The organism is Pseudoalteromonas sp. RW-H-Ap-1 (assembly GCF_048318575.1).
GTDB lineage: Bacteria > Pseudomonadota > Gammaproteobacteria > Enterobacterales > Alteromonadaceae > Pseudoalteromonas.
The window spans coordinates 2,099,489-2,113,337 of the sequence record NZ_CP166996.1 but is presented as its reverse complement, the minus strand read 5'-3'; the positions used below and the strand labels follow the sequence as shown (position 1 = coordinate 2,113,337).

Here is a 13,849-nt window from a genome sequence, read left to right as displayed (position 1 = left end):
AAGCGCCAATTAGGCGCTTTTTTTGTATAAAAATAAAAGTACTATTAAAACTGCATATTGTGCTTTTTAGCATAAATAAAAAACACTGGGATTTCGATTATGACGTAAGTTAAAAAAGTAAACCAAAACCAATTAACTTCAAATATTAACCAGCTAAATTGCACGTCCGAGTTGTAATAAAGGCTAGATGCAATTAATAGCGTAATGCCTGTTGCAAATAAATCTTGCACCGATATTTTTTTAAAGCTACTGCCTGCAAAGCGCGGATAAATAAATCCGTAGCCAAGCGTTATCATAATGATAACTAATAACAATAAATTCAGTTCAGGGGTCATTCTGGTTTATATTGCCTCGCATATTCTATTCGCTCTTGAGAACTTGGGTGCGTTGATAAATACTTTAACCAAGTATCATCATAGGTCCCTTCTTGCGCTTTTAAATTATTTTCCAGTGCTTCAATTGCATCTGCAAAGTCGTGGTTAGAATACCCTAATTTTAAAAGGTTTTTAATCGCATATACATCGGCTTCTTGTTCCATATCTCGCGAAAACGCTTGTTGTAAAAAAGATGAACCAGAGCCAAGCACGACCTCTAATATACCTTCTAAGTCACCAAAAATAACTGCAAATACAACGGTGCTCGCTGCAGCTTGTGCTGCAAGGCGAATGCTGTGATGGTGCTGAACATGACCAATTTCATGAAGTAAAATAGCACGCAGGGCATCAGGGTCATTTTTTAATAGATCAACAAGTTCGTCAGTTACTACAACCCGACCATTTGGAAGAGCAAACGCATTAGCTGAAAAATAATCAGACTGATAAAAAGATAGCCTAAACTTTGCACTGTCTAAATTGAGCGAGTTTAGCATTAAACGCCATTGTTGCTGTATTTCAGATTGCTTATTAGTGGAAAGTTGAGAAGGTTCTAATGCGACTTTTTCTATCACACTGAGCGTTTGCTCTCCCATCGTTTCAATTGTCGAGCCAGGTGCTAAATTAACGCTATAAACGGCTACTGATGGTATTAAGCGGTATAAAATTAACCAAAGTAATAGGGGAATTAGCAGCACGGATGCAACAATAAGAATCTTATTTTTTTCTAAGCGTTCACTGAGTCCATGCTCTTTAAGCGCGAATGGCCACCTAAATTCTACATCTTGAGGTATAAATCGCCCACCATCAGCAAAATTTAACTCTGACGCCATGCCAGGTAACGGGCTATCAAGTTGGCAATCGTCTAAAGTTGATGAAAGTAACGTCGTATTCTCAGAGTCAACAAGCGTTATTTGCTCATGGGAAAGGTGTGCATAGCTTTTAATATGCTGGCTGCTATTAGGGTAATAATAACAGCCAAAAATAGGATAATTACTCATTAGGTGAGTGAAATATCAATATCAAACACATTAGCAGCTTCTTCAGCAAATGATGACTGCTCATTTTGTGCAACATCAATCAACGAAAGTGCGCCGCTATAAATAGTGACTTCAGTAACCGATGCTAATAGCTTTGCTCTGCGTACTTTAGCCCAAGGGTAGGCCAGTCCTAAGGTAAATATAATTGCCAGTACATTGGTAAATAGTAAGATGGCATAGTCAATGGCTTTTAAGTTCGAATCAAAGCTCGCGACTTCTGTAAATTCGCTGTTATTAAAAATATGATTTCGAATAATCGAATGATAAACAGCGCCTACCAGTGTTAAAAACGCAACATACAACACAGCAATTAGTAGCGGCACTATAATTGTAGAAAGGCTAAAGTTTTGTGTGTTTAAGTTATCGATAGTTAAGGCACTTGCACCAGCAAAGAAGCCAAAAATAACTAAGCCACCTATTGCAACTCCTAGGGTAATAAGTGCTGCGATATAATAGCGTTCGCCTTGAAGATTTACTGTAAGTGGTTTATTTCCATAGCTGATGTTTTCATGCATATATTGATCAATTCGCTTTAATACATACGGCAGTAATAGATGTAATGTGAATACACTTGCAATAGGTAATAAAACAAAGTTAATAAATGCATCGCCGTAATTACCTGAAAAGGCAAAGCGTACATTACGATGGCGAGTCATACGCATATTAAAACGCAGACCTTGGTTGATGATCCACGGCAATAAAAATAAAAAGCCAATAGCAAATAAAAGGCCTATCGCCGGTGCGAGGCTGCTAAGTAAGGTGTAAATTAAAAATGCGATGACCGCTAAAATGCGTCCTTTTAAAATTTGTATTGGGGTCGCTAGATAGTTAAAGCTATGACCGTCGATACGCGTATGACCGTAAAAATAACGATAGGTGCGAACTTTTGCCCATGCAGAGTAAATTCCGAGAGTAATAATACTCAGCAGTATATTAACAATCCATATGCCAAAAAATTCGCCGGCTTTGCCGCTAAATTGTACTTTACCGCTAAAAATAGCAGGGGGTGTTTGATTTGACTCAGATGAAGTTGGGTGTACTGATTCCATTTTAAAAATATATCCATGTTGTTTTTTGTAAATTTACCTTTTTTAGATAAAAAAACAATCTTTATAATTAGCTAGTTGATTGTAAGTAGGCTATTTTTATTGCTTTTACTGTTTATGGGGCTGCACTTTAAGTCACCTCTGGTATACTGTGCAGATAATTTAATGGGGCTGTCATGATTTCAAAAAACCAACTTAAACTTATTCGCCAGCTTGGCCAAAAAAAGTATCGCAAGCAATTTAATCAATACTTAGTACAAGGCGAAAAAAATGTACTGGAGTTATTAAATAGCCCATTAAAAGTAAACGATGTATTTGCAACGCAAAGCTTTATTGATAATAACCAAAGCGCATACCCTCAAACGCATTTTATTACAGCAGATGAAGAGCAGCTAACAAAGGTAAGTACTTTGGTAAGTAATAATGCGGCTATTGCAGTTATTGATATGCCAAGCACCGTATTACCAGATGAAAACAGTTTAATATTAGCCTTAGATGGCGTATCTGATCCTGGTAATTTAGGTACTATCATTCGCGTGGCTGATTGGTACGGTATAAAACATATTGTTGCTAGCACTGACAGTGCCGATCCGTATAACCCAAAAACAATTAGCGCCACAATGGGGTCGTTCGTTCGCGTATCGATAAGCCAAGTTGAATTGCCTGAATACTTATCTACATTAAACATGCCTATTTATGGTGCATTTTTAGATGGCCAAAGTGTGCATAGCACTAAATTTAGTGGCCAAGGTGTATTGCTTATGGGCAGTGAATCACATGGAATACGCGAGCAGTGTGCAAAATTAGTGAGCAACAAAATAACCATACCGGCTTTTGGCGGTGCAGAGTCGCTTAATGTAGCAATGGCCACGGGTATTATTTTAGATAATTTTAAACGCCAAGCTTAACTTTTTAGCTATTTATGCGTTAAGTTACTTATAGTAAAAAACAATAATAAATCGGTAATAACAATAAAATGCGCTTAAGCACTATTAAATTAGCGGGCTTTAAATCTTTTGTAGAGCCCACTAAAATTCCATTTCCAGATCAAATGACGTGTGTTGTCGGCCCTAATGGCTGTGGCAAATCAAATGTCATTGATGCGGTGCGATGGGTGCTTGGTGAAAGCTCAGCTAAAAACTTACGTGGCGATGCCATGACTGATGTCATTTTTAATGGCTCTACTAACCGCAAGCCCATTTCGCAAGCCTCCGTTGAACTAATATTTGATAATACCCAAGGTAAGTTACCCAATACTTTTGCTGATCGTAACCAAGTGGCTATTAAGCGTTTGGTGACTCGCGATGGTCAGTCATTGTATTTTTTAAACGGCAGTAAATGCCGTAAGCGTGATATCACCGATATATTTCTAGGTACCGGTCTTGGGCCGCGAAGTTACGCTATTATTGAACAAGGGATGATCTCACGTTTAATAGAGAGCAAACCGCAAGAGCTTCGTGTTTTCTTAGAAGAAGCCGCAGGGGTCTCTAAATATAAAGAGCGCCGCCGCGAAACGCAAACACGTATAAAAAGCACCCGAGAAAATCTAGAGCGACTGCTTGATGTTCGCCAAGAGCTACAAAACCAGCTTGATAAACTGGCGGTACAATCGGTTGAGGCTAAAAAATATCGCGAACTTAAATCCCACGAGCGCACCTTAAAGGGGCAAATAGCGGTATTAAAATGGCAAAAGCTGCATCAGCAACAGCTTGATAAAAGTGCGCAAATAAAAAAGCTGGATGACCAAATCAGCTTCTTTAAAACGGCGCATTCAGGCCATGATGATGTGCTGGCAAGCCTTGATGCTCAAGTGCAAGCTCAACAAGATAAACTCGATGATGCGCAGCAACAGCAGCACCTTACGCATACCGAATTGACTCGCAGTGAACAGCAGGCAATTAGCATTAAACAACAAACGCTTTCACTGAAACAAAATTTAGCCAAGTTAGAGCAACAAAAAAACCAAAGTGAAGAAGTCAAAACGCAGCAACAAAGTCTTTGCCAGGAGTTAGATGACAACTTGCAACAGGCTATTGAGCATCACTTAATGTGTAGTGAGCAAGTTATAGAGCTTAGTGATGAGGTTAATCAGCTGCTGGAGATTAAAAATGCCGACACATCACAGTGGCAATCACTAACAGAAGACTATCAAAAATTAAATAATCAGCAGCTAGCGCATGCAAATGCAGTAAAACATACAGAGCAGAAAATTAGTTATGTTAAGCAACAACTAACGCAGCTTGATGAGCAAATAGATGAGTTAAAACGCAGTGAGATAGAGCAGCAATTAACTGAGCAACAGCAGCACAGACAAACGCTAACAGAGCAGCTGGCTAACGCGCAAACTGCTCATAGTAGAGGTCAAAGTGCTCAGGCAATACAGCAGCAACAGCTTGATGAAGCTCAGCAACAATGGCAGCATTTATCTCAGCAAGTTAATGAACTAAAAGCCGGTATAGCAGGGCTAAAAACTACCCTTGGACTTGAAAAAAACAACGATAAAACTTTAACTTTATTCAAGCAGTTAACTGTTCAGTCTGGTTATGAGTTTTTAGTCGAGCAGGCGCTGTCATCACTTGAGCACATTCATATTTCACCAGGTAAAGCAGAAAATAGCACGTGGCAAATACCTTCACAGTCTGTGGCAAGCAATAGTATTGCTGCTTTTATTAGCGCTGGTATCTACCCCGAGTTATTAAACCATATTGCTTATGATGCCGAGGGTGAAGCACACCACCTTAACGATGCCAGTTATATTGCAGTGATGGACAAGCAAGGGGCGTTACATGGTCGAAATTGGCATGTGAGTGGCGATAAAAATGCTGATAATTCCTTATTATTAATGCACAAAAAGCTTAAGCAACAAGAAACCTTACTTGAGCAACAACAACAGGCATTAATTGATGCACTCTCTACACTTGAAGATCACCAAGCGCAAGCTGCATTAATAACCGAGCAGCAAAACGAGCGCAAAGAAACTATTCACCAATTAGCACAACAGTTAGCCGTAGCAACATCGCGTGGTGATATGCTCAAAGCGCAAGCTGATCAACATCTGCAGCAGTTGACGAAATTACAACAACAGCGTCAGCCTCTGCTAGAGCAACAACAGCAGTTAAGCGAATTATTGGGCGAAGAGCTTGATAAGAATGAACAGCTTGCACAGCAATTACAGGCATTAGCTGAAGAGCTGAACAACGCAGATAGCGCACGAATAAATAGTGATGAGCGTTACAAGCAAGCTTTGAATAATGCTGAACAATATAAAACGCAAGCACATCAGGCAAACCTAAGTGAGCAAAAAGCACGAAGTGAATGGCAGCTCAGTCAAACTAAACTTAGTCATGCAGTACAGGCGTTTACAAGTGCTGAAGAGGGCGCTCAAGAGCTAGTAGAGCAAATTGAAGCGTTACTTATTCCTGAGCAGGAGCTTGCATTAAGTATTGAACAATTATTAGTACAGCACCAACAAGGCGAACAAACGCTTGTAGATATTCAGCAGCAGTTAGCTCAAGCAAAACAAGAATTACAAAACAAACAAGCGAGTTTAAAAACGTCACAAGCTGAGCTGGTGGCATTACAAGAGCAACACCAAAAGCTGAGCATTGAAGAGCAAAGCCTATTAATAAAAGCGCAAGCGGTACTTGAGCCACTTAGCGAGCTTAATCAAAATTTAAAACAGGTTTTAGCAGAGCTTCCTGCAGAGTTGTCATTAACTGCAGCGCAAAATCAACTTGCTGGAGTCACTAATCAGCTAGAGCAATTAGGGGCCGTTAACCTTGCAGCCATTGATGAATTTGAACAAGCTAAGCAAAGAAGTGATTATTTAAATAATCAGCTGGATGATTTAACCCAAGCGTTATCGGCATTAGAGGGCGCTATTCATAAAATAGATCGCGAAACTAAAACGCGCTTTAAGTCTACCTTTGATCAGGTAAACCACGATTTTGGCCAGCTTTTTCCAAAAGTATTTGGCGGCGGCAGTGCTTACTTAGAATTAACCAGTGACGATTTACTCGAAAGTGGTGTTAGTATAATGGCAAGACCTCCGGGTAAAAAAATTCGACAATTCATTTGTTAAGTGGTGGAGAAAAAGCGCTGAGCGCATTATCATTGGTGTTTTCTATATTCAGGCTCAATCCAGCTCCATTCTGTATGCTGGACGAGGTAGATGCCCCGTTAGATGATGCCAATGTGGTCCGTTTTTGCCGATTGGTTGAAGAAATGTCACAATCTGTGCAGTTTATTTATATAAGCCATAATAAAATTGCAATGGAAATGGCGGGTAGATTAACGGGTGTAACCATGGCAGAGCCCGGCGTGTCGCGTATGGTTGCTGTAGATATTGAACAAGCGGTGCAACTTGCACATGCATAATTTTATAGTCATTTGCTAGTTATTTTAGGTAAAATGATGGCTGTTAGGCATATTAATAATAAAAGGTGAGGGGATGGCCGAAGAATTAAGATGGGTTTTAATTGTGATCAGTGTATTTGTCATTGGTGGCTTATTAATACACGGTTTGTGGTCAGTAAGAAAAAAGAGAATGCTGAACTCCCTGCAAGCGAGCGAGTTGAACCTGTTCAAGAACAGCAGCCTTCATCTGTGCATGCTGAGCCACAAGAGCCTATATTAGCGCAACGAGAAGAACCACAAATGAGTGAGTTAAACTTCAGCGCTGATGAGCCACAAATAGATGTTAGCCCTGCTGATACAGCTATTGAAGATGACCTTGAAGTTGTAACCGAAGAGGCTGTAGATACACAACAAGACGCCCCTAAAGATGTTGCTGACTTTGTTATTGTACATATTCAAATGCCAGAAGGGCTGACCATGCAAGGCAGTAAATTACTGCCTGCAGTTAACACGCTAGGTTTTAAATATTCAGAAGAAGGTTTTTTTAACCGCCATCTAGATCCAGCAGGCCAAGGGCCGGTGTTATTTAGGTTGGTAAATATGTATAACCCTGGCACGTTCGATATTGATAATATGGAACAGTTTAGCACCGCAGGTGTAAGCTTATTTATGACACTGCCATGTGATGGCGATGGCCTTGCTGCGTTTAATATGTTGCATAGCGCTGCTAAGAAGCTAGCCGATGAATTTGGTGCTGAAATCCTGGATGCTGAGCGCAACGAAATGACGGTAGAGCGTATTCGTCAATATGTTGAGCAGGTTCGCGCATTTTCTGCGTAATATACGCATAAGTTAAATTTTGTAAGCCACTGGGCGTTCACTCGTCAAAGTGGCTTTTTTTATGTTTTTGAGGTCTACATGGCAAGCAGCATTAGTGAGCAAATTAATCATCTTCGTAACACGCTTGAGCAACACAATTATAGTTATTATGTGCTTGATACACCCAGCATACCCGATGCCGAATATGATCGCTTATTACGTACTTTGAGCGAATTAGAAACCCAGCATCCTGAGTTTTTAACTGCCGATTCACCTACGCAAAAAGTAGGTGGGGCAGCGCTTGCCAAGTTTGAGCAAGTAGCACACCAAGTGCCTATGCTATCGCTAGATAACGCTTTTGGTGAAGACGAATTTAGTGGTTTTAATCGTCGTATTAAAGAGCGCTTAATGAGCACTGAAGAGCTTACATTTTGCTGTGAGCCTAAACTGGATGGTTTAGCGGTATCAATTATTTATCGTGATGGGGTATTAGTGCAAGCAGCGACTCGTGGCGATGGCTTTACTGGCGAAAATATTACCCAAAATGTAAAAACAATTCGCAATGTGCCATTAAAGCTACGCGGTGATGATTACCCACGTGAGCTTGAAGTGCGCGGCGAAGTATTTATGGATAGCGCTGGGTTTGACAAGCTTAATGCCGAAGCAGAAAAGCGTGGTGACAAAGTTTTTGTAAACCCACGTAATGCGGCAGCGGGAAGTTTACGCCAGCTCGATTCAAAAATTACCGCAAAACGGCCACTGATGTTTTATGCCTACAGCACCGGATTGGTCGCCGATGGCACCTTACCTGAAGATCACTACCAGCAGCTCGCCAAGCTTACTGATTGGGGATTACCACTTTGCCCTGAAACAAAATTAGTTGAAGGCCCAAAGGCCGCGCTTGCCTATTATAATGACATTTTAACGCGCCGTAGCGAGCTAAAATATGAAATAGATGGCGTGGTAATAAAAGTAAATAAAAAAGCCCTACAAGAGCGCCTAGGCTTTGTTGCGCGTGCACCGCGTTGGGCTATTGCTTATAAGTTTCCGGCACAAGAAGAAATAACACACTTGCTAGATGTAGAGTTTCAAGTAGGGCGTACTGGGGCAATTACCCCTGTTGCGCGATTAGAGCCGGTATTTGTTGGTGGTGTTACGGTATCGAATGCAACGCTGCATAATGCTGATGAAATTGCCCGTTTGGGCGTTAAAGTGGGCGACACTGTGATTATTCGTCGCGCTGGGGATGTGATCCCACAAATTACCCAAGTAGTGCTTGAACAACGGCCAAGCGATGCAAAAGAGATTGTATTTCCAACTATGTGCCCAATTTGTGACTCGCACGTTGAGCGGGTTGAAGGTGAAGCGGTTGCTCGTTGTACCGGCGGCTTGGTATGTCAAGCACAGCGCAAACAAGCGATTAAACATTTTGCTTCACGTAAGGCTTTAGATATTGACGGCTTAGGCGACAAAATAGTTGATCAATTGGTTGATCGAGAGCTGATCAAAACGCCTGCTGATTTATTTATTTTAAAGCAGGGACACTTTGAGTCACTTGAACGAATGGGGCCAAAATCAGCGAAAAACTTAGTTGCAGCGCTTGATGATGCCAAAACCACTACCTTAGCAAAGTTTTTATATTCACTGGGTATTCGTGAAGTCGGTGAGGCCACAGCACAAAACTTGGCCAATCACTTTTTAACGCTTGAAAAAGTAATTGATGCCAGCATTGAACAGCTGATAGAAGTAAGCGATGTAGGTGAAATAGTAGCAAAACACGTTCGTGGCTTTTTTACTGAAGAGCACAACCTGACAGTGGTAAACGAATTAATAGCGCAAGGGGTAAACTGGCCACAGTTAACAGCGCCATCAGAGCAAGAACAGCCGCTAGCGGGTTTAACTTATGTACTAACAGGGACGCTTAATACACTTAATCGTAATGATGCAAAAGCGCGCCTACAGCAATTAGGTGCCAAGGTTTCTGGCAGTGTTTCAGCAAAAACCGATGCCTTAGTGGCGGGTGAGAAAGCCGGCTCTAAGCTCACCAAAGCGCAAGAGCTCGGTATAGAAATACTGACAGAGGATGATTTAATTACTTTGTTAGAGACTCATAATGGCTAGTTTTACAAATATACTCAATACGCTGCTAATTGACCTAGGCCAATGGCTACAGGGCTATTTGCCGCATTTATCACTACTTTTAATGGTGTGCTTGGTATCGCTGTATGCGGATGACATTTTAAAACTAACCAAAGGGGTGGTAGCTAGGCGCCATTTTATTATTCGCGTAGTATGTTTTGTGTTGATCACTGCGTTTGGCTTTGGTTTGTTAGTGGTGTGGCTAAGCCCGCTGCTAACCAAAGCTTTGCTGTTTTTTGGGACTAAGTGGTTAGGGCTTACTTTACTAGCGGCATTTTTTATTTTGGGCACTATTGCCGATAGGAAAAACCAGCTGTGAGTCGATATGGACCTGAATACTGGGATAAATATGGAAGTTACCGTACACCATTAGCATTTCACTTGAGTATTTTAGTGCTACTGCGTGCCTATTTTATTTGGGTGATAGCCGCGTTAAGTCGTCGACCTGAGCTTGATTTAATGTCATTGTTTTTTAGATCAAAAAATGATTTTTTTATTGCTATAGCGATCGGTGCAGTAGCGATTGTACCTACTATTTTATTTTGTTTACGCAGACCAAGAGACTCGCATCAAGCTACGCAGCGCTTGGCGCGTATTTGGCGATATATGCGTTGGCCGCTGATTGCATGTGCGTTAATCGATTTGTCATGGTTGAGTATTCAAGCAGCTCATAGCCACTATCGCTTCTCATTGTTTTTAGCTGTACAAATGGTAATTGTATTGTGGGTGTTGTGGTATTTGGCGAAAAGTCGTTACTTAAGTGTTTTCTTTAGTGATTGGCCTGAGCCGACAGAAAAAGCAACCGATAAAAAGTAAGCGAGATTATGCATAGTATCAATAAAAAAATAGCACTAGTAATCGCTTTAATAGGGCTTGTAATTATAGCGTGTGGCTACTTTTTTTCTTTAGGGGAACACCTTTGGTTTAAAGCTGCTTTAGTAATGTGGGTTGTGGTGTTTTGTTCGTGTTGTTACCGATTAACGCCGTTGTTTAAAATGCGCAATCCATTGCGTAATTTTATTCAACGCGATGCGCAGCACTTGTTTGTTTTTAGTTTAACGGGTCTGTTTGATAAAAAAAATGGTCCGCATTGGTTAGTCATCAGTAATATTGAGTTGATAGAAATAAGAAACGATGAACTAATAGTGCATAGTAATAATGACCGGCAATTAAGCGTTAGTATTCCAGGCAGCAGAGCACAATTACACGCTTATATAAACCGTATACTTACTGTAACAGAAAAGCATACTATAGCCTTTAAATAGCGTTGATCTTGGTATTAGCCACAGGCGTAAAAGACTATAAGCAAATGACTGCTAGTTAAATTAATAACGTAATGAGGTTGTTATGTTGAAGTGGAACGATATTGTTAATTTTGCCAACCATGGCAATCCAACACCGGTTCGAAAAGTGGTTAAAACAGATCAGCAATGGCGCGAACTGTTAAACGAAGAACAATATTATGTGACCCGTAAAAAGGGGACTGAACGACCAAATAGTTCAAGTAGTTGTACCTTGTTAGAGCCAGGTAGGTATGTGTGTGTTTGTTGTGACAACTTACTATTTGATGCAGATGAAAAGTTTGATAGCGGCACCGGCTGGCCCTCATTTACCCAACCGGCGACTGAGGAAGCAATTGGTTATGTAATGGATAGTAGCCATGGTATGGAACGAGTTGAAGTTGTTTGTAATGTGTGTGATGCGCATTTAGGGCATATTTTCCCTGATGGGCCACCTCCTTCCGGTTTACGCTACTGTGTAAACGCACTGGCAATGAAAAAGCTTTAGGGCTTATTGGCCTTTCAATGCCAAATAGGCGCTGCCCAAAGGGTTCTGCCAAGTGAAGATTAACCCTTTGTTGACTAGGGAAATGTAGGTAAGGGGCGTGAGCAAAACGCGGAAGCTTTGCTCGATTTTTATTTATTCTTACATGGATGTAAGCCAGTAAAATAACGTAGGAGCAGTTATTGAGCCCACTAGGTTACAAACCTCGCGCCGCGATTAAATCGTCCCTTGCTTGAACAAATTTTAATCCGCAAATATCACTAAGCCCTAACTAATCTCTAGTTTCATTTCTTTAGCAATCTGAAGTAGTTTATCGAACCGCTCCGATTGCTCTTCTGCTAGGGGTGATTTTGTTAATAGTTTAAAGCATTTTTTAGCCAAGACACTGTTGAAAGAATCACCATGTTTTTTTGATTTATCGACCAAACATTGTAATAAATTGAGCGCAATACTTGGATTGTGCGGCATGACTCTAAAGGCTTGGCTAAATGCCTCTAAAGCTACATTTAACTGGCCGCGCTCAAACTGTTTAACAGCATGATTATTAAGTTCTTTCGGCCCCATTTTTATGTCACGTCTTTCACTTTGTTGTTGCTGTATATAACGCAAGTAAGTAGCGTCGCTTCTACTTGGATGACGCTCGCAATGATCAATAATATGGCTAAATAACGTTTGCGCCTTTTGGTGAAAACCTAATTCATGCAGTGCTTTTGCTTTATCTAGGGCTCCATCCACTGAGCGTATTTGAGTATCGCTGTCATCAAGTTGCTCAATGAGCTGTTTCGCTTTTTTATGTTCATCTTTTAAATAATAAAGGCGAGCATTGAGCACATCAATTTGGGTTTGCGCATTACTGGTTGGGAATTGTGTTTTTAGCTCATTGATATATTTATTTGTTTGACGAGAAATTCTGTTTATTTGGTCAGTTTGATCTGTGGTCAATGCAAAGTCAATCCCAGCACGAGCAGCATTTAAATAGATGTCTGGGCTATCGTGCATTGAGTATTTAGCGTAAGTGGCAATATCTTTTTGAGTTAAGTAGCTGGTTTCGTAATCTCTATTAATGAGCGATACGCTGTTAAGTGATTTTTGACGGTCTATATTACGTGGGGCAATATGTGCAGCTTGGCTTAAAAAGTCTTGGGCTAAATCGAATTGGTTTAGTTTTATTTCTAAACGCCCCAATAAGTCTAAGGCTATAAGTCGAGTCTCATTACGTTCAAGCATTGTTTTAAGCATGCGCTGAGCCAAAATATGCTCATTGTTAGCAATTAAAGCCTCTACTAATCCTACTTTTGCCCATGCAAACTTTTGCATATTCAAAACTGATTTAAAAAAGTCTTTCGCCTCTTGGTTTTGTTTTAGCGCCAGTAAAATGTTGCCTTTTAATCTAAGCAGAATAGGGCTGTATTTATTACTTTTATCAAGTTGAGCATTAATTTTTTTTAACGCTTTAGACTGGTTATCGTCATCAATTAAAGTGTAAATAGCTTTAAGGTCGCTTTTTCGTTTGAGAATACGCTCTATGCGTACTCTTAGCTCTTGTACAGAGAAGGGTTTTACCAAAAAGTCATCGGGTTGAAGCTCTAATACACTGTGAACTAATTCTCCGCTCGTTTCCGCAGATGTAAAAATAAACCCAGTAGAGTGTTTAATTAACGCTTTAGCGCGTAACTCTTCATAAAGCTGGTAGCCATCTTGGCGTTTACTTAGATTAAAAGAGCAAATTACCAAGTCAAATTCTTCATGTAAGCATTGTTCTTTTGCCGCTAAGCCGTGATCTGCAAAACGCAAATGTCCAAAGCCTATTTTTTCGAGCGACTGCTTCATGTAGCTTTGAGCTAATGGTTGCTCTTCTACAATCAGTATTTTGGCTTCATTAAAAATATTTTTAGACATTGGCTTAAGCGTAATTGAATTTAACACAGACTATAATCAACAGTTTAGACGCTTACAAGGTAATTTAAAGATTAGCTTCGAAGATGAGAGCTTATTAAGCAAATTAATTACAAAGGTTTATATTTTTATCTTAAAAGAGCTAAAAACCCATTTAAAGTAAATGGATAGCACGCGTAATAAAGTAAGTTTAAACAAAATGATTTTGGAGATAATAAAACTCGGAAGATAGATTTTTGGTATGTGCTTGGTAATACTGATTTTTTGAAACCGAAGAATTACTTGATAACGAATTCTAAATGGTAATTAATACTGAACTTGAACTAAAAGAGTGGAGGATAATGAATATTAAAATGGAAGGTGATACTGGAGGATTTAGATTTTTGTAATATGCACC

10 protein-coding genes and 2 pseudogenes are annotated in these 13,849 nt (G+C 40.1%); 8 read left to right on the top strand and 4 right to left on the bottom strand.

Annotated elements, in window-relative coordinates; all coding sequences use genetic code 11:
- Window positions 1-44 precede the first annotated feature (44 nt).
- The 3 genes from AB8618_RS10075 to AB8618_RS10065 are packed head-to-tail and all read right to left on the bottom strand — an operon-like array spanning window position 45 to window position 2,460.
- Complete coding sequence (locus tag AB8618_RS10075) at window positions 45-335, bottom strand: hypothetical protein (RefSeq protein ID WP_409423441.1); 291 nt, start codon at window positions 333-335, stop codon at window positions 45-47.
- Entirely contained in the window at window positions 332-1,372 is a 1,041-nt protein-coding gene (locus AB8618_RS10070) for a M48 family metallopeptidase (RefSeq protein WP_409423440.1), read from the bottom strand. Before AB8618_RS10070 ends, AB8618_RS10075 begins: the two co-directional genes overlap by 4 nt.
- Window positions 1,372-2,460 carry a YjgN family protein gene (locus tag AB8618_RS10065; RefSeq protein WP_413402524.1) on the bottom strand — a complete coding sequence of 363 codons (1,089 nt, stop codon included), beginning with the start codon at window positions 2,458-2,460 and terminating at the stop codon, window positions 1,372-1,374. Before AB8618_RS10065 ends, AB8618_RS10070 begins: the two co-directional genes overlap by 1 nt.
- Before the next feature lie 173 nt (window positions 2,461-2,633).
- On the opposite strand from AB8618_RS10065, the gene AB8618_RS10060 reads away from it, so the two are divergent.
- The 8 genes and pseudogenes from AB8618_RS10060 (at window position 2,634) to msrB (ending at window position 11,559) form a co-directional block, all read left to right on the top strand.
- Window positions 2,634-3,365, top strand: a complete 732-nt coding sequence (locus tag AB8618_RS10060; RefSeq protein WP_413402522.1) for an RNA methyltransferase — start codon at window positions 2,634-2,636, stop codon at window positions 3,363-3,365.
- Window positions 3,366-3,433: 68 nt separating this feature from the next.
- Window positions 3,434-6,834: pseudogene (locus AB8618_RS10055) on the top strand (chromosome segregation SMC family protein).
- Window positions 6,835-6,907: 73 nt separating this feature from the next.
- A pseudogene (gene zipA, locus AB8618_RS10050) lies at window positions 6,908-7,653 on the top strand (cell division protein ZipA).
- A 78-nt stretch (window positions 7,654-7,731) separates the two neighbouring features.
- Window positions 7,732-9,753 carry an NAD-dependent DNA ligase LigA gene (ligA, locus tag AB8618_RS10045; RefSeq protein ID WP_413402516.1) on the top strand — a complete coding sequence of 674 codons (2,022 nt, stop codon included), beginning with the start codon at window positions 7,732-7,734 and terminating at the stop codon, window positions 9,751-9,753.
- Complete coding sequence (locus tag AB8618_RS10040; protein ID WP_409423435.1) at window positions 9,746-10,090, top strand: DUF3392 family protein; 345 nt, start codon at window positions 9,746-9,748, stop codon at window positions 10,088-10,090. The genes ligA and AB8618_RS10040 overlap by 8 nt, the downstream gene beginning before the upstream one ends.
- Window positions 10,087-10,587 (top strand): DUF2919 domain-containing protein, encoded by a 501-nt coding sequence (locus AB8618_RS10035; protein WP_131691260.1) that lies wholly within the window; start codon window positions 10,087-10,089, stop codon window positions 10,585-10,587. The genes AB8618_RS10040 and AB8618_RS10035 overlap by 4 nt, the downstream gene beginning before the upstream one ends.
- 8 nt (window positions 10,588-10,595) lie before the next feature.
- On the top strand, window positions 10,596-11,036 hold the full coding sequence (locus AB8618_RS10030; protein WP_409423433.1) for a hypothetical protein: 441 nt from the start codon (window positions 10,596-10,598) through the stop codon (window positions 11,034-11,036).
- Window positions 11,037-11,118: 82 nt separating this feature from the next.
- Entirely contained in the window at window positions 11,119-11,559 is a 441-nt protein-coding gene (gene msrB / locus AB8618_RS10025) for a peptide-methionine (R)-S-oxide reductase MsrB (protein WP_413402513.1), read from the top strand.
- 264 nt (window positions 11,560-11,823) lie between these two features.
- Here the strand turns inward: msrB and AB8618_RS10020 are convergent, their stop codons facing one another.
- Window positions 11,824-13,455, bottom strand: a complete 1,632-nt coding sequence (locus AB8618_RS10020) for a response regulator (RefSeq protein WP_413402511.1) — start codon at window positions 13,453-13,455, stop codon at window positions 11,824-11,826.
- Window positions 13,456-13,849 lie beyond the last annotated feature (394 nt).

Bases quoted from the DNA above. Each gene is read 5' to 3' on its own strand.
- AB8618_RS10075 (WP_409423441.1), bottom strand. From the start codon at position 335: ATGACCCCTGAACTGAATTTATTGTTATTAGTTATCATTATGATAACG.
- AB8618_RS10070 (WP_409423440.1), bottom strand. From the start codon at position 1,372: ATGAGTAATTATCCTATTTTTGGCTGTTATTATTACCCTAATAGCAGC.
- AB8618_RS10065 (WP_413402524.1), bottom strand. From the start codon at position 2,460: ATGGAATCAGTACACCCAACTTCATCTGAGTCAAATCAAACACCCCCT.
- AB8618_RS10060 (WP_413402522.1), top strand. From the start codon at position 2,634: ATGATTTCAAAAAACCAACTTAAACTTATTCGCCAGCTTGGCCAAAAA.
- ligA (WP_413402516.1), top strand. From the start codon at position 7,732: ATGGCAAGCAGCATTAGTGAGCAAATTAATCATCTTCGTAACACGCTT.
- AB8618_RS10040 (WP_409423435.1), top strand. From the start codon at position 9,746: ATGGCTAGTTTTACAAATATACTCAATACGCTGCTAATTGACCTAGGC.
- AB8618_RS10030 (WP_409423433.1), top strand. From the start codon at position 10,596: ATGCATAGTATCAATAAAAAAATAGCACTAGTAATCGCTTTAATAGGG.
- msrB (WP_413402513.1), top strand. From the start codon at position 11,119: ATGTTGAAGTGGAACGATATTGTTAATTTTGCCAACCATGGCAATCCA.
- AB8618_RS10020 (WP_413402511.1), bottom strand. From the start codon at position 13,455: ATGTCTAAAAATATTTTTAATGAAGCCAAAATACTGATTGTAGAAGAG.